At 71.9% G+C, this 18,497-nt stretch carries 14 protein-coding genes and 1 riboswitch; of the genes, 6 read left to right on the top strand and 8 right to left on the bottom strand.

What is annotated here, in order from left to right; translation table 11 throughout:
* Positions 1–28: 28 nt before the first annotated feature.
* Positions 29–139, top strand: a riboswitch (TPP riboswitch).
* Positions 130–933, top strand: coding sequence for a bifunctional hydroxymethylpyrimidine kinase/phosphomethylpyrimidine kinase (gene thiD / locus PWG71_RS01135; RefSeq protein ID WP_274807556.1), 804 nt, complete (start codon positions 130–132; stop codon positions 931–933). (Overlaps the previous riboswitch by 10 nt.)
* Before the next feature lie 72 nt (positions 934–1,005).
* Here thiD and PWG71_RS01130 read toward each other — a convergent pair whose 3' ends face one another.
* Both PWG71_RS01130 and PWG71_RS01125 read right to left on the bottom strand, forming a co-directional pair.
* Entirely contained in the window at positions 1,006–2,424 is a 1,419-nt protein-coding gene (locus PWG71_RS01130; protein WP_274807555.1) for an alanine/glycine:cation symporter family protein, read from the bottom strand.
* 217 nt (positions 2,425–2,641) lie between these two features.
* Positions 2,642–2,899: a DUF6457 domain-containing protein gene (locus PWG71_RS01125; protein WP_274807554.1), complete on the bottom strand. Its 258-nt coding sequence runs from the start codon at positions 2,897–2,899 to the stop codon at positions 2,642–2,644.
* Between the two features lie 227 nt (positions 2,900–3,126).
* Here PWG71_RS01125 and PWG71_RS01120 point away from each other — a divergent pair, with 227 nt between their 5' ends.
* A complete protein-coding gene (locus PWG71_RS01120) occupies positions 3,127–4,335 on the top strand; it encodes a glycosyltransferase family 4 protein (RefSeq protein ID WP_274807553.1) in 1,209 nt (402 codons plus the stop codon).
* A gap of 123 nt (positions 4,336–4,458) precedes the next feature.
* Here PWG71_RS01120 and PWG71_RS01115 read toward each other — a convergent pair whose 3' ends face one another.
* The gene (locus tag PWG71_RS01115; protein ID WP_274807552.1) at positions 4,459–5,787 is read right to left on the bottom strand and encodes a pyridoxal phosphate-dependent aminotransferase; all 1,329 of its coding nucleotides are present in this window, start codon (positions 5,785–5,787) and stop codon (positions 4,459–4,461) included.
* A 132-nt stretch (positions 5,788–5,919) separates the two neighbouring features.
* Here PWG71_RS01115 and PWG71_RS01110 point away from each other — a divergent pair, with 132 nt between their 5' ends.
* The gene (locus PWG71_RS01110) at positions 5,920–6,864 is read left to right on the top strand and encodes a LysR family transcriptional regulator (RefSeq protein ID WP_274807551.1); all 945 of its coding nucleotides are present in this window, start codon (positions 5,920–5,922) and stop codon (positions 6,862–6,864) included.
* A 70-nt stretch (positions 6,865–6,934) separates the two neighbouring features.
* Here PWG71_RS01110 and PWG71_RS01105 read toward each other — a convergent pair whose 3' ends face one another.
* The 3 genes from PWG71_RS01105 to PWG71_RS01095 all read right to left on the bottom strand — a co-directional run bounded on the left by PWG71_RS01105 (position 6,935) and on the right by PWG71_RS01095 (position 10,186).
* Positions 6,935–7,267 carry a hypothetical protein gene (locus PWG71_RS01105; protein ID WP_274807550.1) on the bottom strand — a complete coding sequence of 111 codons (333 nt, stop codon included), beginning with the start codon at positions 7,265–7,267 and terminating at the stop codon, positions 6,935–6,937.
* Positions 7,268–7,394: 127 nt separating this feature from the next.
* Positions 7,395–8,600: a glycosyltransferase gene (locus PWG71_RS01100; RefSeq protein ID WP_274808099.1), complete on the bottom strand. Its 1,206-nt coding sequence runs from the start codon at positions 8,598–8,600 to the stop codon at positions 7,395–7,397.
* Between the two features lie 692 nt (positions 8,601–9,292).
* On the bottom strand, positions 9,293–10,186 hold the full coding sequence (locus PWG71_RS01095; RefSeq protein WP_274807549.1) for a DMT family transporter: 894 nt from the start codon (positions 10,184–10,186) through the stop codon (positions 9,293–9,295).
* A 412-nt stretch (positions 10,187–10,598) separates the two neighbouring features.
* Here PWG71_RS01095 and PWG71_RS01090 point away from each other — a divergent pair, with 412 nt between their 5' ends.
* A complete protein-coding gene (locus PWG71_RS01090; RefSeq protein ID WP_274807548.1) occupies positions 10,599–12,203 on the top strand; it encodes a beta-N-acetylhexosaminidase in 1,605 nt (534 codons plus the stop codon).
* A 93-nt stretch (positions 12,204–12,296) separates the two neighbouring features.
* Here the strand turns inward: PWG71_RS01090 and PWG71_RS01085 are convergent, their stop codons facing one another.
* The gene (locus PWG71_RS01085; RefSeq protein WP_274807547.1) at positions 12,297–13,544 is read right to left on the bottom strand and encodes an alanine racemase; all 1,248 of its coding nucleotides are present in this window, start codon (positions 13,542–13,544) and stop codon (positions 12,297–12,299) included.
* A 150-nt stretch (positions 13,545–13,694) separates the two neighbouring features.
* Positions 13,695–14,672, bottom strand: coding sequence for a glycerophosphodiester phosphodiesterase (locus tag PWG71_RS01080; protein WP_274807546.1), 978 nt, complete (start codon positions 14,670–14,672; stop codon positions 13,695–13,697).
* Positions 14,673–14,924: 252 nt separating this feature from the next.
* Between PWG71_RS01080 and PWG71_RS01075 the strand changes: the two genes are divergently transcribed.
* A complete protein-coding gene (locus tag PWG71_RS01075) occupies positions 14,925–16,406 on the top strand; it encodes a hypothetical protein (RefSeq protein ID WP_274807545.1) in 1,482 nt (493 codons plus the stop codon).
* A gap of 153 nt (positions 16,407–16,559) precedes the next feature.
* Positions 16,560–18,317: a gamma-glutamyltransferase family protein gene (locus PWG71_RS01070; RefSeq protein WP_274807544.1), complete on the top strand. Its 1,758-nt coding sequence runs from the start codon at positions 16,560–16,562 to the stop codon at positions 18,315–18,317.
* The last annotated feature ends 180 nt before the right edge of the window (positions 18,318–18,497 follow it).

Raw genomic sequence — 18,497 nt, 5'->3', positions numbered from 1 at the left:
AGGCGACAGCACACCCGGGGGCCACGGGCCCCGAGGCGCGGGGTGCCGGGACGCGACCACCGGTCGCGTCCCGGCTGAGAGCACACCCGTCGAACCTGCCCTAGTTCGTACTAGCGAAGGAACGCCATCATGAGCGCGTACAACATCGTGTCCATCGCCGGCAGCGACCCCAGCGGGGGCGCCGGGATCCAGGCCGACCTCAAGGCCTTCTCCGCCCACGGGACCTTCGGGATGAGCGTGGTCACCGCGCTGACCGCCCAGTCCACGCGCGGCGTCACCGGGGTCCACCCCGTCCCGGCCGACTTCGTCGTCCGGCAGATGGACACGCTCTTCTCCGACGCGACCGTGCACGCGGTCAAGATCGGCATGCTCGGTACCGCCGAGGTCACCAAGGCCGTCGCCGGGGCGATCGACCGGCACGGTCTGCGCGGCGTCGTGGTGGACCCGGTGATGGTGGCCAAGAGCGGTGACCGGCTGCTGGAGACCTCGGCGATCGAGGCGCTGCGCACCGAACTACTGCCCCGGGCCGACCTCATCACCCCGAACCTGCCCGAGGCCGCCGACCTCTTGGACGAGCCGGAGGCCACCGACCCGGCGGGCATGCGCGACCAGGCCCGTCGGCTCCTGGAGATGGGACCGCGCCGGGTCCTGCTCAAGGGGGGCCACCTGACCGGCGGGGAGAGCGTGGACGTCCTGGTCTCCCGGGACGCCGACCCCCGGGAGTTCTCCGCGCCCCGGGTGGCCACCCGCAACACCCACGGCACCGGCTGCACCCTGTCCGCGTCCATCGCCGCGCTGCTGCCGCAGCGGCCGGACGCCGCCACCGCCGTGGCCGACGCCAAGGCCTACCTCACCGAGGCCCTGCGCCGCGCAGACGAGATCGACGCGGGCCACGGCCAGGGCCCGGTGCACCACTTCCACGCCTGGTGGTGATCCGCGAGTACGGGAAAGGGGGACCGGCGCCGGGCCGGTCCCCCTTCGCGTTCTCTCAGGCCGTCGGGGCCGCTACCCCTTGACGTCGTCCATCACCGCGTCGGGATCACGCCAGTTCGGGTGGTCGAAGAACTTCCTGGTCTCCGACACGATGAGCGGGGAGAGCACCAGCAGACCCACCAGGTTGGGCAGCGCCATCAGGCCGTTGGCGATGTCGCTGAACAGCCACACCGAGTCCAGGCTGGCGACCGAGCCGATGAAGATGACGATGATGAAGAGGATCCGGTAGGGCAGCACGAGCTTGCGACCCGCCAGGAACTCGACGCACCGGTCACCGTAGTAGGACCAGCCGAGCAGGGTGGTGAAGGCGAACACCGCGACGGAGACCGCCACGATGACGGCGCCCGCCGGGGCCAGCCCGGGGCTGAGGGCGCCCAGGCCCTCGGTCATCGCCTGGCTGGTCAGCAGCGAGCCGTCCGCCGAGTTCTCGCCCTGCCAGACACCGGTGGTGATGATGACCAGGCAGGTCATGGTGACCACGATGATGGTGTCGATGAAGGTCTGGGTCATGGAGACCATGGCCTGGCGCACCGGCTGCCTGGTCTTGGCGGCGGCGGCCGCGATGCCACCGGTGCCCAGACCCGACTCGTTGGAGAAGATGCCGCGCGCGAACCCCATCTGGATGGCGATCAGCATCGTGGAGCCCGCGAAACCGCCGGCCGCGGCGGTGCCGGTGAAGGCGTCGGTGACCACGAGCTGGAACGCCGGCAGGATCTGCGCCCAGTTGGCCGCGAGCACCACCAGGCAGATGCCCACGTAGCAGATGATCATGATCGGGACGAGAGCGGAGGCGACCCGGCCGATGCTCTTGATGCCCCCGAGGATGACCGCTCCGGCCAGCAGCATCAGGACCAGGCCGATGATCCAGGTGTCGACACCGGTCACGCTGTTCACCTGCTGGGCGACGGTGTTGGCCTGGCTGCCGTTGCCGATACCGAAGGCGGCGATGGCGCCGAAGACCGCGAAGAGCACACCGAGTGTGGCGCCGAAGCCGCCGCCGATCCCGTACTTGAGGTAGTACATCGGACCGCCGCTCTGCTCGCCCTTGGCGTCGGTGCGGCGGAACTTCACACCCAGCAGGGCCTCGCTGTACTTGGTGGCCATGCCGAGGAAGCCGACGACCCACATCCAGAAGAGCGCGCCCGGACCGCCGATGCCGATGGCGAGCGCGGCACCGGCGATGTTGCCGACACCGACGGTGGCGGCGAGCGCGGTGCTCAGGGCCTGGTAGTGGGAGATGTCGCCTTGTACGGAATCGTCTTCCTTGCGCCGGATCAGCGCGAGCCACAGGGCGTGGGGAAGGCGGAGGAGCTGGAGCAGGTTCAGACGGATGGTGAGGAAAAGGCCGACGGCGAACAGCAGCGGAATGAGGACGAAGGGTCCCCAGATGATGCCGCTGATGAGGCCGGCCATTTCAAGGAGCTGGTCCACGGGGGATCTCCCTGTCGGTCAAGTGGATGGGGTCGAGGTCACCGCTGTGTCGGTGCGGGAGGTCGGTTCCCTCGTTGGCGTGTCGGCACTGGTGAGCGCCTTGCGTTATCGGCAAAGAATTGCAGCGACGCGTAACGAACGCATCACATGACTTCGACATGCGGGTCTCTTCGGGAACCGGAGCGGACACCGGTACGTTCTTCGGCCGCTCAGCGTGTCACGTGTCACCTTCCTCGCGGCCGCCACGGCTCAGGGCGAGTTCGCTCAGGACCCGCGCGGCCCGTTCCGGGTCGGCCCCGCGACCGACCGCGACTCCGAGCAGGAAGGTGGTGAGCGGCGCCGCCGGGCGGGCGATGGAGTGCGCGGCGTCCCTTGCCAGGTCGAGGATGCGTTCCACGTCCTCTTTGTTCAACGGTTCGCTCTCGGCGAGCCCGAGTTCGACGCGGACCGTCTCGGCCCATTCCACGAGGGTCACCGTTCAACTCCCTAGAGCAATGATTCGATCACGTGATGCGATCTTAGCCACCGTGAGGTCATCTCGGCGCAACCCCTGGTCGGGTGCGTCGTCCACGAGCGGTCACCGTCCGCTCGGTGAACCCACGCCCGCGCGTCGCGCCCGGTTCCCCCCGTCCCTCATCCGGGTTCACCGGGCGCGCCTAGCGTCGGAGACGGCCGTTCCCCCCGGCGTTGGGAGCAATGCGCATGTCCCCGATCGACACCCACCGCGACCGCATCCCGGTCCCCTCCCCCGCCGACGCGCACCGACCTCTGCGCGTGGCGATCGTGACCGAGTCCTTCCTCCCCCAGGTCAACGGGGTGACCAACTCCGTGTGCCGGGTCGCCGACATGCTGGCGGCCCAAGGGCACCGGGCGCTGATCCTGGCCCCGGGACACGACGGTCCCACCCACCAGTCGGGATTCCCGGTGGTCCGGACGCCCTCGATCCCCCTGCCCGGGTATCGCGGCTTCTCCCTGGGTCTGCCCGCCCGGCGCACCCTGACCACGGCGATCCGGTCGTTCTCGCCGGACGTGATCCACCTGGCCTCCCCCGCCCTCATGGGCGTGGCGACGGTGGAGGCCGCCCGCCGCTGGGCACTGCCGACGGTGGCGGTGTTCCAGACCGACCTGCCCGGTTTCGCCCGGCGGTACGGGCTGCCGGGCACCGAGCACATCTGGACCGCGCTGCGCCGCGTCCACGCCGCGGTGGACCGCACCCTGGTGCCCTCCTCCGCGACGATGGAGGCCCTGTCGGCGCGGGGGTTCCCCCGGCTGGACCTGTGGCGGCGCGGGGTCGACGTCCGGCGCTTCCACCCCGACCACCGCGACGAGGAACTGCGCCGACGGTTGGCCCCGAACGGGGAGGCGATCGTGGGCTACGTCGGCCGGTTGGCCAAGGACAAGCGCGTCGACCTGCTCGAACACGTGCTGAAGCTGCGCGGTGTGAAGGTGGTCGTCGTCGGGGACGGGCCGGAGCTGCCCCGGCTGCGGCGCCGGCTGCGCGGCGCGATCTTCACCGGTCAGCGCACCGGCGCAGACCTGTCCCGGCTGTACGCCTCCCTGGACCTGTTCGTGCACACCGGAGCGGACGAGACGTTCTGCCAGGCGGTCCAGGAGGCGCTGGCCTCGGGGGTGCCGGTGGTGGCGCCGGCCGCGGGCGGTCCGCTGGACCTGGTCGAGCACGAGGGCAACGGACTGTTGTACGCCCCGGACTCGGTGCGCGAGCTGCGGGTGGCGGTGGGCCGACTGGCGCACAACCGCTCGGTGCGCGAGACCCTGGCGGCCCGCGCCCGGGCGTCGGTGGAGCACCGCACCTGGGAGGCGGTGGGCGAGGAGCTCATCGGCCACTATCGCTCGGTCCTGGCCTCCAGCCGCGAACTCGCGGAGAAGAACAGTGCCGCGGGCGTCCGTTGAAGGCCCGGCGAGGCCGGTGAGGACGGCGGAGGACACCGGGCGGACCGGTGCCGACGCCGGGCGGGGGGGAAGGGGAGCCCTTCCCCGGGGACGTCCTCCCGGGCAGGGCTCCCCGGTCTTCGCTCAGCGCACGGACGTCGGTACCGTGACCCGCGTGCGGAGCACCGGCGCGCCCACCGGTCCGGCGAGCAGCGTGCCGAGCACCTCCCCCAATCGGTCCAGGTGCGCGCGGATCCAGGGCAGCGCCAGTGGGTCGGTGGCGGCCAGGGCGGCGTAACGCCGCTCCTCGGTGTCGCCGTACAGCAGGCTGGTGGCGACCCGCATGCGCAGGGCCTCGGGTCCCTCCCCGAACTCGACGGCGGGCAGCACGCCCATCCCGAAACGGTCGAGCAGCAGCCCGGTGAGCCCGGGACCGGTGGTGACGCCGTGCAGCTCGGTCAGCCGTTCGCGCAGCGGCTCGAAGTCGGGGTAGAGGTAGAAGGCGGCACGCGGCGGGACGACGGCGGCCCCGGCCCGCGCGAACACGTCGGTGACGGCGCGGGCGACGATGCCGTGCAGGCGGCGGCTGCGGTCGACGTGGTCCACCAGTTCGGCGGGTTCGGTGAAGGCGTGGGCGGCGGCCTCCTGGACCGGGGCGGCCGGGCTCGACCAGATCTCGCTGGCCACCCCGAGGAGTCCGCCGCGCAGGCGGCGCCCGATCTCGGAGTCGGGCAGGCGCAGGACGCCGATCCGCCAGCCTCCCAGCGCCAGGTTCTTGCTCAGTCCGGTGGAGATGACGGTGCGTTCGGGGGCGAATTCGGCCGGGCTGTGCACCTCGACGGGCTCGGCCTCGGGGTCCTCCGGGTGGACGAGGTCGCGGTAGATCTCGTCGGAGATGACGATCAGGTCGAGTTCGCGGGCGACCTCGGCCAGACGACGCACCGTCGCGCGGGTGGCGACCGTCCCGGTGGGGTTGTCGGGCAGGGTCGCGATGACGGCGTTGACGGTGCGTCCGGCCTCGCGGGCGGCGGTGACGGCGGCGTGCAGCAGGTCGGGCTGGGGGACGCCCCCCTCACCGGTGGCGGTGGGGACCAACAGTGGGCGGGAGCCGACCAGGCGGCTCTGCGCGGCGTAGCTGACCCAGCTGGGCGCGGCGATGGCGGTGTCGCCGCCCAGTTCCAGCAGGAGGCCGTACAGGAGTGGTTTGCTGCCGGGGCCGGCGATGACCGTCTCCGGGTCGGTGGGCAGGCCGCGCCGCGCCCAGTAGCCGGCGGCGGCCTCGCGCAGTGCGGCGGAGCCGGCGACGGGGCCGTAGGCGTTGGCGCCGTTGCCCGCGGTGAGCCGGTCCCGCATGACCGGGTGGACCGGCAGGCCCGCCTCGCCGAACCCCAGGGGCAGCACACGCACCCCCTGGCGGCGCTTGTCGGCGAGGGCTTCGTTGACTGCGAGGGTCGCGGAAACAGTGACGGTCATGGACGACTCATCTCCGGCTCGTGTTCTGGCGCTCGACCGTCTTTCGAGGTGACGGTCCATCGCCCCTCAGCCTTCCCATCCGCGCCCTTCAGTACAAGCGACTCTTTTCGATGGTGAGCGTAAGCTCTGCTCATGCTCGATCTCCGGCGTCTCCAGATCCTCCGTGAGTTCTCCGTGCGGGGCACCATCGCGGCCACCGCGACGGCGCTGGGGTACACGCCCTCGGCCATCTCCCAGCAGTTGTCCGCGCTCGAACGGGAGACGGGGGTGGCCCTGCTCGACCGCACGCCGCGCGGCGCGGAGCTGACCGACGCCGGACGTCTGCTGGTGACCCACGCCGAGGAGATCCTGGCCCTGGTGGAGGCGACCGAGTCGATCCTGGCCGAGCAGGCCGACGTGGCCCTGGGGGTGGTCAAGGTCACGGCCTTCCCCACCGCCGCCGTGGCGTTCGCGCCGTTGTTGGCGCCCTCCCTGCGCCGGTACGGGGAGATGCAGCTGGTGCTGCGGCAGACGCTGCTGTCGTCGGGCACGGAGAAGGTGCGCTCCCGTGAGGTGGACATCGCCCTGGTCGACGATTGGACCGGACAGCACCCGGGCCGGGGGGTGGACAGCGGCCTGCGGCACGTGCACCTGCTGCGCGACCCGCTGGTGTTGGCGGTCCCCCGGGGACACCGACTGGCCGACCCGGACGAGCCGGTGGTCCTGGAGCGGCTGTTGGGCGAGTCCTGGATCGTGGCGCCCGAGGGCGAACGTTCGCGCTACGGCACGGACCTGTTGTTGGCGGAGGTGGGCGGGCTACCGTCGGCGGCCTGGGAGTTCGAGGGGTTGGGCACGGTGCTGAGTCTGGTCTCACGCGGCATCGGGATCGCGGCGGTGCCCGCCCTGGCGATGGTGGGCGCCCCCGCGGGGCTGGTCCACCGCACACTGCCCGGCCGGGTCCCGGCGCGGCACGTGTACGCGGTACTGCGTCCGGCGTCGCTGCGCCGTCCGGCGGTCCAGGTCACCTTGCGGGCGTTGCGGGAGGCGGCCGGGACGGTCGGTTCCGAGTTGTCCGATCTGACCGACCGCCCCTCCTGAGGGGGCCGGACACGACGATGGCCCGGCCGCCGGGGCCGGGCCATCGGGATACCCGTCGATGTCGCAACCTTCAACGCTCCTCACCGCTCCTGCGTCGGGCCCTGTCCACGCGACGGCGCAGTCTGCGGCAGATGTGGAGGACCCGGTCCCGGTCGTCTCGGGCGTTCCACCACCGGGCGTAGGCCTCCAGTCTCCGTTGTCGCAATGCCTCCAGTTCGGCTTCCATGCGGGTGACCCTGTATTCCAGGTCGATGCGTTCGCGTTCGAACGCCGACATGTCGCGCTCGTGGAAACCCGCTTCGCGTTCGGCGGCGAGCAGCCGCTCGGTGAGGGCCTCGTGCACGTCACCTTCGGGGGTGACCCTGCCGAGGACGCCGCGTCCATTGATGCCTTCGAACCACACACCTGATGTGTTTCCCGGGCCACGGGGATATCACCGACAGCCACGCAAAGAATGCGGAAAGTGGCAAACCTCGCCTTCTTCTCAATACAGAAAAAGAGGACAGAATGCTCCGTTGGGTCACCCGCCCTCAGGCGACGGCGATCCGTTCCGGGCGCGTCGGCGGGAGCGCACTCGGTCGCAGGCCCCGGTAGACCTCCTCGAACCGCTCCAGTGAACGGTGGTGGTCGTGCCGCAACGCCAGTTCCCGGGCGGTCTCGCCCAGCGCCGAACGCGCCCTCCCCGCGCTCAGGACCGTGAGCAACCGGTCGGCCATGCGCACCGGATCGCCCGGCGGGAACAGGAACCCGTTGCGCCCCTCCTCCACCAGGTGCGGCAGCGCCATCGCGTCGGCCACCACCACCGGCAGCCCGGTGGCCATCGCCTCCAGGGTCGCGATGCTCTGCAACTCCGCCACGGCCGCGATCGCGAACACGTCCCCGGCCGCGTAGAACAGCGGCAGCTCGGCGTCCGGCACGAACCCGAGGAAGAACACCCGGTCGGCGACGCCCAGCTCGGCGGCCAGCGCCCGTAGTTCCTCCTCGTCGCGCCCCAGACCGGCCAGGGCCAGCTGCGCGTCGTGCTCACGGGAGATCAGGGCCAGCGCCCGGATCGTGTCGTCGATCCGCTTGTCCTCGTCCAGCCGCCCGACGAACACGATGGTGTCCCGGTCGGGCAGTCCGAAGCGGCCGCGCGCGGCCGACCGGTCGGAACGCGGGTGGAACCGCTCCAGGTCGATGCCGCACGAGATCGACTCGACCTCCCCGGCGAACCCCTTCTCCCTCAGTAGGGCGGCGGCGCGGGGGGTCGGCGTGGTCAGGTGATCGGCCTCCCCCGCCACCCGCACCATGTCCCGCCAGGCCAGATCGCCGACCATCGCGCGCATCGCCTCCGGGATCCGCGCGTGGGCGTACAGGTTGTCCGGCATGAAGTGGTTGGTCAGGACGACGGGGATCCCCGCCGCCCGGCCCGCTCGGATCGCCGACCGGCTGAGCGTGAAGTGGCTCTGGGCGTGTACGACGTCCGGGTCCAGCCTCCGCACGAGGCGGGCGATGTGCCCGCCCGTCCCCAGCGGCACCGCGGCGCGCATCCCGTCCTGGAGGGGCATCCGCGCCGACCGCAGCCGATGTTCCATCACCCGCCCGTTGCGGCGCACGTACGGTTCGCCCTCCTCGGAGGGGCACACCACGTGCACCCGGTGTCCGCGTTCCGCGAGCCCCTCGGCCAACCGGTGGGTGAAGTAGCCGGCGCCGTTGACGTCGGGCGGGTAGGTGTCACCGGCGATGAGGATCCTCAGGGGGCGGAGCGGACGGGAGGCCCCGTCGAGGGCGGTGGTGGGTGACGGGCGAGAAGCGACAGTGCCGGAGGCCCCGTCGAGGGCGGTGGTGGGTGACGGGCGAGAAGCGACAGTGCCGGAGGCCCCGTCGAGGGCGGTGGTGGGTGACGGGCGAGAAGCGACAGTGCCGGAGGCCCCGTCGAGGGCGGTGGTGGGTGACGGGCGAGAAGCGACAGTGCCGGAGGCCCCGTCGAGGGCGGTGGTGGGTGACGGGCGAGAAGCGACAGTGCCGGAGGCCCCGTTGAGGGCGGTGGTGGGTGACGGGCGAGAAGCGACAGTGCCGGAGGCCCCGTTGAGGGCGGTGGTGGGTGACGGGCGAGAAGCGACAGTGCCGGAGGCCCCGTTGAGGGCGGTGGTGGGTGACGGGCGAGAAGCGACAGTGCCGGAGGCCCCGTTGAGGGCGGTGGTGGGTGACGGGCGAGAAGCGACAGTGCCGGAGGCCCCGTTGAGGGCGGTGGTGGGTGACGGGCGAGAAGCGACAGTGCCGGAGGCCCCGTTGAGGGCGGTGGTGGGTGACGGGCGAGAAGCGACAGTGCCGGAGGCCCCGTTGAGGGCGGTGGTGGGTGACGGGCGAGAAGCGACAGTGCCGGAGGCCCCGTTGAGGGCGGTGGTGGGTGACGGGCGGGAGTACGGCATGGGTGGACTTCCTTCGTTCAGCGGGTGCGGGTGCGAGCCGTGCCGATCTGCGTACGCGCCCCCTTCGCCTCGGGGTTGCGGTGTCGGGTCCGGGCCAGGAAGACGGTTCCGGCGATCGCGACGGCGGCGAAGGCGAACGCGCCCACCTGAGCGGGGAGCGTCTCCGGAGCCCCCTCTCCGAGGAGGAGCGCTCCGATCGCCACACCGACGACGGGGTCGGTGATGAGGAGGGTGGCGTAGGCGGCCGCGAAGTGGCCGGTCCGGTAGGCGTTCTGCATCAGCAGTCCGCCGAAGACGGCGAGGACGACGGCGAGCAGGCTCGGCCATCCGAGGACGGTCGTCCAGTCGGCGAGCGCGTTGGAGGTGATCACCCGGGCCAGGCCCGAGGTGGCGCCCAGCGCCGCACCGCCCGCCAGGGCGAGCACGATCGCCCTGGCCCCGCTGGGCATCCGGCGCGCGGTGAGGTACACCGTCATTCCGACGGCGAGGGTGACACCCGTGAGGGTCAGGGCGTCCCGGAGCGGCATGACGGGGGTCTCCGCGCCGTGCGGGAACGTCCACAGCACCCCGATGAGGCCGACCATGACCGCGATCCCGGCGATGACCTGGGAGATCCGCACTCGCTGGTGGTTGAACAACGCCGACAGGACGATGGCGAACACCAGCCCGGTGACCCCGATGGGCTGGATGATGGTCAGCGGCGCACCGCTCAGGGCCATCAGGTGCAGGCAGGCCCCCGCCCCGGCCGCCAGAGTGCCCAGCAGCCAGCGGGGCTGACGCAGCAGATGCCACAGGAAGCCGACACGGGCCACCTGTTCTCCGGGGGCGCGCACGGCGTCGCGTTCCTGGAGCGCGGATCCGAGGGCGAGCGTGAAGGCCCCCGCGACGGCGAGGAGGACCGGCCAGAGCATCGTCACCACCGCCGGCGCGCGGGTCGCTCCGGACCCGAAGTCGCCTCCGTCATCATCCGTCTCCCCCCACGAGCCGCACGGAATCGGGTACGTCCCGAACGATACGGACGGGGCGCCGCCCCGGCGATGACGCCGACTCCCGTCTTCGAGTGGTGCCCGCCCCACCCCCGGGAGGGGTGTGTTCCCCCGGCGTCCGCCGAGCGCGGTTCCGGCGGCCCGGACACGCCGACCCGTTGTTCGCATCCCTTCCGCGGAGGGCGGAGCGTTAAGGCTCCGGCGCGGTCAAAAGCGGGTATCGGATGAGCCGAACACGCGCGTCCGGTCCCACCGATGGGGGTTCGCTGCTGCGCCGGCAGCGGTCGCCATGGCACCATGTCCCGTATTGGTCTAGACCGGATAGGAGCGACCACCCGTGCCTGATACCTCCCCTTCCCTCCTCGCGTCCCGCCCCGTGATCCCGCGTCCCCTCCAGGTCATCCCGGGCGAGGAGAACGGGCTCGCGCTCACCGCCGCGACCAGGGTCTCCGCCGACCCCGAAGCCCGGGGCACGCTCGTGTGGCTCCAACGTGAACTCGGCGCGGCCACCGGGTTGCCCTTCTCCTCGGGCGACGAGGACAGCGAGATCCGCCTCAGCGTGGACCCCTCCGCCGGGCTGGGCCGAGAGGGCTACCGGCTCATCGTCGACGACGAGGGCGCCATCGTCATCGGCAACGACCCCGCCGGGGTCTTCTACGGGGCCCAGACGCTGCGCCAGCTCCTACCGGCCGCCGCCCACCGCGACGCCCCCATCGGCGACACCGACTGGACGCTGCCCGCCGTGCGCGTCACCGACGCGCCCCGGTTCGGCTGGCGCGGCCTGATGCTGGACACCGCCCGGCACTTCGTTCCCAAGCGCGAGGTCCTGCGCTACATCGACCTCCTCGCCCTGCACAAGCTCAACGTGCTGCACCTGCACCTCAGCGACGATCAGGGGTGGCGGGTGGAGATCCGCCGCTACCCGAAGCTCACCGAGAAGGCCTCCTGGCGCACCCGCAGCCAGCTGGGCAACCCGCGTCCGGGCGAGGACCCGGTCTTCGAGGAGCGGCCGCACGGCGGTTTCTACACGCAGGACGACATCCGGGAGATCGTCGCCCACGCCGCCGCCCGGCACATCACCGTCATCCCCGAGATCGACGTCCCGGGCCACTCCCAGGCGGCCATCCACGCCCACCCCGAACTGGGCGAGGTCGGGGAGATCCCGGTGGGACAGCGCTGGGGCATCTTCGACGAGGTGCTCGCGGTCACCGACGAGGTGCTGGAGTTCTACCGCAACGTCATCGACGAACTGCTGGAACTGTTCCCCTCCGAGTACTTCCACGTGGGCGGGGACGAGTGCCCCAAGACCCAGTGGAAGGGCAGCGAGTCGGCGCGACAGCGGATCCGCGAGGAGGGTCTGGCCGACGAGGACGAACTCCAGAGCTGGTTCATCCGGCAGCTGGACGCCCACCTCACCGCGCGCGGGCGCCGCCTGGTCGGCTGGGACGAGATCCTCGAAGGCGGACTGGCACCCGGCGCCACGGTCATGTCCTGGCGCGGGGAGGAGGGCGGCGTCGCCGCCGCCAAGGCCGGGCACGACGTGGTCATGAGCCCGACCGCCACCTCGTACCTGGACTACCGGCAGTCGGAGTCAGACGACGAGCCGATCAAGGTGGGCACCCTGCTGCGGGTCGAGGACGTCTACCTCGCCGAGCCGGTCCCGGAGGGCCTGAGCGAGGAGGAGGCCGCGCACGTCCTGGGCGCCCAGGTCAACGTGTGGACCGAGCACATCGACACGCCCCGGCGGTTGGACTACATGGTGTTCCCGCGCCTGTCGGCGTTCGCCGAGAAGGTGTGGTCGGCCGGGGAGCGGGACTACGCCGAGTTCGAGCCCCGGTTGCTGCACCACCTGACCCGGTTGGACGCCGCGGGGGTGGAGTACCGCCCGATGGACGGCCCCCGTCCCTGGCACACCCGTCCGGGCGTGCACGGCTGGGGGTGACCGTCCCGGCGGCGGCCGTCCGCGGGGCGACCGCCGCCGCTCCGCGGACGGCCGGGCCGACCATCCGTACGGTCGGCCCGGTGATCCGCTCCGTCAGAAGTAGGTGGCGATGAGGTCGACCACCGTGTCGGCGTCATCGACCACGGGGATGCCCCGCCACTTGTCGAAGGTCGTGCAGGGGTGGGAGATCCCGAACGACATCAGGTCGCCGGGCCGGACGTCCAGCCCGGCCGGGACGCTCAGGTAGGCGTGCTGGTCGTCGAACTTCGTCACCCGCACCCCGTCTGCGGGGACGGCGGTGCCGTCGGCCCGGCGCAGGACGCGCGGGATCGGCAGGTCCTGGTCGTATCCGGCGTCGCGGCGGCCCATCCCGGCGATCGCCAGCCCTTCCTCCGGGGCGGAGATGACCTGGGCCCACAGTTCCAGGGCGCCGGTGAGCGCGTCGCCGCCCTCGGGCAGCCGGTTGTAGGGGGTCATCCGGCGGTACAGCCCGTCGTCGTGGGTGAGGTAGGCCCCGCTGCGCAGGATCGGGAGTGCCTCGACCATGCCGCCGATCTCCTCGGCGACCAGGTCGAACCAGGCGCTGCCGCCCACCGTGAGGATCGGCCGCCCGTGCCCCGGCCCGCGCTGTGCGAGCAGGGCCTCGACGTCGCCGCGCAGATCCCGCAGGAAGCCCCGGACGCCGTCGGCGTCGGACAGCGGCCCCTCGTACCCGGCCACGCCGGCCGTGGCCGCGCCCGGGATCGCGTCGACGGCGTGGGCCAGGTCGAGGACCTGCCCGCGGGTGCGCGCCCCGGTGCGGCCGCCGGGGACACCGCGTTCGATCAGGGCTCCGGGGAAGCGTTCCCCCTCCCACCCCTCCGCCGCCGTGGCCACGGCGGCGACCCCCTCGGGGGAGTCGACGTAGAACAGGAGGTCGAAGCCCCGGTCGGCGGACATCTCCTCGGCCGCCCACCGGATGACCCGGGGGTCGAGGAGCTGGTTGGCGAGCAGGATCCGCCGCACCCCGAACCCGCGCACCGCCAGGGCCTGGTTCGCGGTGGCGACGGTGATGCCCCAGGCGCCCGCCTCCAACTGCCGGCGCAGCAGGGCGGGCGCCATGGAGGTCTTGCCGTGCGGGGCGAACAGCAGGCCGTGGGACCGGGTGAACTCCGCGAGGGCGGCCACGTTGCGCTCCAGCGCGGACTCCCGCAGCACCAGCAGGGGCCAGGTGAAGGGCCCGTCGAACAGCCGTTCACGCCGGGCGGCGAAGTCGGCGGCGGGGGTCGGGGCGCCCGGCCACCACACCCCCTTGATCCGCCAGTCGACGAGTTCTCCGGGGACGTCCGGACGGTCGCTCACGTGTTCCGCCTCTCCTCTGGGTCTTTCCGGAATCCAGGGCACGTTCCGCGGACGCCCGCCCTGCCGTGCGTCGCCCGGTCACCCCCGCCCGTCACCCGCCACCCCTTCGGTGGCCGGCCGACGCCGTTCGGCGGCTCGGATGCGCGAAGGCTAGTGGAGAGCGGGCAGCAGGGGAAGGGTGACCTCGGTCGGCGTCTTCTTCGCGTTCCTGGCGAGGAAGTCCCGGATGGCGCGCTGCCCCGCGTCGGGGTAGTCGGTGATGAATCCGTCGACCCCCTTGAACAGCACCGTGTCCATGGCGGCCCGGGTGTTGACGGTGTAGGGCATGATCTCGAACCCGTGCTCGTGGAGCAGGTCGACGTAGGCGGCGTCGATGGTGGCGTGGTTGGGGTTGATCATGTGCGCCCAGGTGAAATCCGGGACGCGGGACTCGGGGACCCGGCCGAGCAGGGCGTGCGGGACCGACGGCAGGATCAGCTTGGAGGAGCGCACGACCTCCCAGTCGAAGCTCTGCACGATCAGGCGACGGGGTTCCCACGGGCGGTTGTGCTTCAACCAGATGGAGCGCGCCCGCAGCTCCCGGGCGATGTCCCTCTCGATACCGGGGTGGCGGGCGGGTTCCTTGATCTCCAGGAAGAGGTTGAGGTCCAGGGACTCCAGGCGTCGGAGCGCCTCCCTCAGGGTCGGCACGCGCTCCCCCGCGTAGACGGAGGAGAACCAGGAACCGGCGTCGAGGCGGCGGATCTCGGCCAGGGTGAAGTCGGCGACCCGGTAGGAGGAGCGGCCGGGGAAGACCTTCTCGGCGTCGGTGGTGCGGGTGAGGGTGACGTCGTGAAGGAGGACGAGCTCACCGTCCTTGGTGCGCTGGACATCGATCTCGACGGTCTCGGCGCCCAGGCGGTGCGCGGCGTCGAGTCCGGCGAGCGTGTTCTCGGGTGCGTGTCCGGCCGCTCCCCGGTGGGAGACGGCCAGCAGGGGGCGTTGGGATGCGACGTGCCGCACCGTGGCGGGCTTCTCCGCGATGGTGCCCGGCGAGTCGGGCAGAGGGGTGACCGAGGCGGCGGACGGGGCGCAGAGGACGACGATGGCGAGTGAGACGACTCCGACGACGATGCCGATGCGGTGCACCGGACCTCCCAGATACGCGTGAACGGACGTGCCGAATGCTTCCTTGAGACCGAAGCCTGAACGCCCAGGGTGACCGGACGGTGACCGTGCGCGGAGCGCGCGGGAACGTCCGGAGAACGACCTAAGAGTGCCTTGTCCGACTGCCACCACTTGTAACCCTATGCATTCACTTGATGACTTCATGTCACAATTTTGGCCCTCGAGAACCTCGATAATTACGCACAGCCCTGCAACCATCACTATTAGTAGTCGATGGGAAGGAACACTATGCGCAAGCACCGCACCAGGTGGGTCGCGATTCTCGGCGTCGCGGCCCTGTCCGTCGCCGGACCGATCGGTCTCGCCGGGTCCGCCCTCGCCGACGAGGAGGACGAGCGGTCGCTGAGCTGGCCGGTCGTACGCCAGGGGAAGTCCTCGTACAGCCTCGACGGATATGAGATCGGGTACCTGCCCGCCGGCCTGGAGAGGTACGGGATCAACGCCTCCTCCACCAGTGATCGACAGGGCGGCCGCCACTCACAGCTGTCCTGGATGCAGGGCCCCGACCAGCTCTACGGCCGGGTGGCCGTCATCCGCTCCGAGGCCCTTCAGGACCTCGACGACCTGCGCGCGAGCCGCTACAGCCACATCCCCGACCGGGAACTGGAGCTGGTGGAGGGCGACGCCGCCTTCGAGCAGGGGGCCTACCTCTCGGAGGAGACCGGTGACCTCTTCTGGCTGGAGAGGCCGGGGGTCGCCGTGGCCACCCACCTCCAGCCGGAGCGCTGGGGGCCCAGGGAACTGCGGCGTATGGCCGAGGAGGTGGCCGAGGAGGCCGGCGCGGCCGAGCCCGTCGAACAGGAGGAACCGGCGCAGGAGGAACCGGCGGAGACCGAAACGGAGACGGCCCAGGAGGACCCGGGCCCGGCACCGGAGGAGGTCGTGGACGAGGCGCCCGCGGCGGAGGCCCCCGAGGCCCCCGTCGAAGAGGCTCCCGAGGCCCCGGTCGACGAGGTTCCGGCGAACGAGGCCCCCGAGATCCCGGCCGACCAGGCCCCGGTCGTCGAAACACCGCAGAAGCCCGGCGCTCCGGAGAACCCCGTGACCCCGGTGGGCGACATCGTGGACGAGGCGCCCGCGGCGGAGGCCCCCGAGGCCCCCACCGAAGAGGCTCCCGAGGCCCCCGAGGTCCCCGAGGCTCCCGCCGAAGAGGTGCCCGAGGCCCCGGCCGACGAGGTTCCGGCGAACGAGGCCCCCGAGACCCCGGCCGACCAGGCCCCGGTGGAGGACGCGGTCACCCTGCCCGGCAGCGGCTCCCGCGAGGTCAAGGGGTGCCTCATCGACCGCTTCGTGGACTTCGAGGCGGGCGACAGCGGGATCGACGAGTCCCAGCTGACCCCGGACAGCGGCGCGTTCGTGGAGCAGGCGCTGAGCAAGGACGACCTCGACGACGCCGAGCGCGACCGTCTGCTCGCCACCGTCTGGTACTACGGCCACGAGGGCGACAAGAACACCGCCCTCGACGAGTGCGCGCAGGCGAACGACCTGGACCGCGCCGAGGTGGAGCAGATCCTGAACGAGGTCGCCGACATCATCGCGGAACTGGTCGCCGAGGCCGAGGCGGCCGCCGCCGCCAAGATGGAGGAGGCCGACGACAAGGCGGAGGAGGTCCTCTCCGATCTCGACACCGTCGACGACGAGGAGTGGCGCGCGCTGTGGGACTCCCTGCCGTGGAGTGTTCCGACGCAGCCGTGATCCGCGTCTGAACCGTTGAGCGCCGGGGGTCCCGCGAGGATCCCCGGCGCTCGCACGTCTCCCCCTCCTCGAAGGTGTGCTGTAGCGTCGCCCGGACCGTGTTCCGCGTTCCGCCGTCGGCGTTCCGCCCGCTCACCCAGGAGGCCCCCCTCGATGCCCCGTTTCACCACCCGACCCCAGCTCCGAGGCGATTTCGGCATGGTCGCCTCGACGCACTGGCTGGCCAGCGCCACCGGCATGTCCGTCCTCGAACGCGGTGGCAACGCCTTCGACGCCGCGGTCGCCGCCGGGTTCACGCTCCAGGTCGTCGAACCCCATCTCAACGGCCCCGGCGGCGAGGTGCCCGTGATCTTCCAGGCCGCCGGCGGTCCGCCCCGGGTCCTGTGCGGCCAGGGGGTGGCTCCCGCCGCCGCCACCCTCGAAGCGTTCGCCGGCATGGACCGCGTCCCCGGCAGCGGGGTGCTGGCGGCCACCGTCCCGGGATCCTTCGACGCCTGGATGCTCCTGCTGCGAGACCACGGCACCATGACCGTCCGCGACGTCCTGGACCACGCCATCGGGCTCGCCGAACGCGGTTATCCCGTGCTGGACCGGATCTCCGCGGCCATCGCCGCCCTCGAACCCGTCTTCACCCGTCACTGGACCGGTTCGGCCGCGGTGTACCTGCCGCACGGCCGGGTGCCCGCCGTCGGAACCCGGCTGCGCAACCCCGCCCTGGCCGCCGCCTACCGGCGGATCGTCACCGAGGCCGAGTCCGGCGGCGGCGGTCGGGAGGCGCGGATCGACGCGGCCCGGCGGAGCTGGTCTCAGGGGTTCGTCGCCGAGTCCGTCGCCGCGTTCCTGACGACCCCGGTGCCGTCCGCCGAGGGGGAGCCGCAGCGGGGCCTGCTCACCTCGCAGGACATGGCCGACTGGAGCGCCTCCTACGAGGATCCGGCGAACGTCCCGTACGGCGCGTACACCGTGCACAAGACCGGCCCCTGGGGTCAGGGACCGAGCATGCTCCAGCAGCTGCGCCTGGCCGAGGCGCTGGGCACCTCCGGTGAGGGCGCCGACTTCGTACACCGGGTGACCGAGGCGGCCAAACTCGCCTTCGCCGACCGCGAGGCCTGGTACGGCGACCCCGACTTCACCGACGTGCCCCTCAAGGACCTGCTGTCCGCCGGGTACGCCGCCGATCGGGCCGCGCTCGTGGACGACGCCCGGGCGTCCCTGGAGACCCGTCCCGGGGCCGTGGCCGGCCGCACGCCCTTCACACCGCCGCTGTACCTGAGCGGGGAGGCGCCGGCCGACCGCACCACGGGCGAGCCCACGGTGCGACGCGGCGACACCTGTCATGTGGACGTGGTGGACGCCCACGGCAACATGGTGTCGGCGACCCCCAGCGGCGGCTGGCTCACCAGCTCCCCCGTGATCCCGGCGCTCGGATTCCCGCTGGGCACCCGGGCGCAGATGTTCTGGCTCGACCCCGCCTCCCCCAACTCCCTGGAACCGGGCAAGCGGCCGCGCACCACGCTCTCCCCCACCCTGGTCACCCGGGAGGACGGGCAGGCGGTGCTGGCGATCGGCACGCCCGGCGGCGACCAACAGGACCAGTGGACCTTCACCGCGCTGCTGCGGATCCTCAACGGCGTCGAGGACCTCCAGGAGGCGTTGGACGCGCCCATGTTCCACACCAACGCCTTCCCCAGCTCGTTCCACCCCAGGGAGACGATCCCGGGCGACCTGGTCGTGGAGCCCGGCCTGGGCGAGGAGACCATCGCCGAACTGCGCCGTCGGGGCCACCGGGTCCAGCTCTCCGCCCCGTGGTCGCTGGGCCGTCTGGCCGCCGTGGCACGCGATCCCGAGACCGGTGAGCTGCGCGCGGCCGCCGACGCCCGGGGAGCGCAGGGGTACGCCGCCGGGCGCTGAGACGCCCGGGTACGGAACGAGCGGACCGACTGCCGTTTTGAACGTTAAGCCGGTATTGGGACTACTTGCCTGCCTTGATCGCGCCTCTTGCCAAATCGCCCGCTCGCTGCTTATGTAGTCCTTGTGCGACGCACCGACGTCGTCACACTCCAGGACCATTCCGACAGGGTCGGTACGCTG

This window comes from Nocardiopsis sp. N85, assembly GCF_028882275.1.
GTDB classification, from domain to species: Bacteria; Actinomycetota; Actinomycetes; order Streptosporangiales; family Streptosporangiaceae; genus Nocardiopsis; species Nocardiopsis lambiniae.
This window is presented reverse-complemented; position numbering and strand designations above follow the sequence as displayed.

Bases quoted from the DNA above. Each gene is read 5' to 3' on its own strand.
- thiD (WP_274807556.1), top strand. From the start codon at position 130: ATGAGCGCGTACAACATCGTGTCCATCGCCGGCAGCGACCCCAGCGGG.
- PWG71_RS01120 (WP_274807553.1), top strand. From the start codon at position 3,127: ATGTCCCCGATCGACACCCACCGCGACCGCATCCCGGTCCCCTCCCCC.
- PWG71_RS01115 (WP_274807552.1), bottom strand. From the start codon at position 5,787: ATGACCGTCACTGTTTCCGCGACCCTCGCAGTCAACGAAGCCCTCGCC.
- PWG71_RS01110 (WP_274807551.1), top strand. From the start codon at position 5,920: ATGCTCGATCTCCGGCGTCTCCAGATCCTCCGTGAGTTCTCCGTGCGG.
- PWG71_RS01095 (WP_274807549.1), bottom strand. From the start codon at position 10,186: ATGCTCTGGCCGGTCCTCCTCGCCGTCGCGGGGGCCTTCACGCTCGCC.
- PWG71_RS01075 (WP_274807545.1), top strand. From the start codon at position 14,925: ATGGGAAGGAACACTATGCGCAAGCACCGCACCAGGTGGGTCGCGATT.
- PWG71_RS01070 (WP_274807544.1), top strand. From the start codon at position 16,560: ATGCCCCGTTTCACCACCCGACCCCAGCTCCGAGGCGATTTCGGCATG.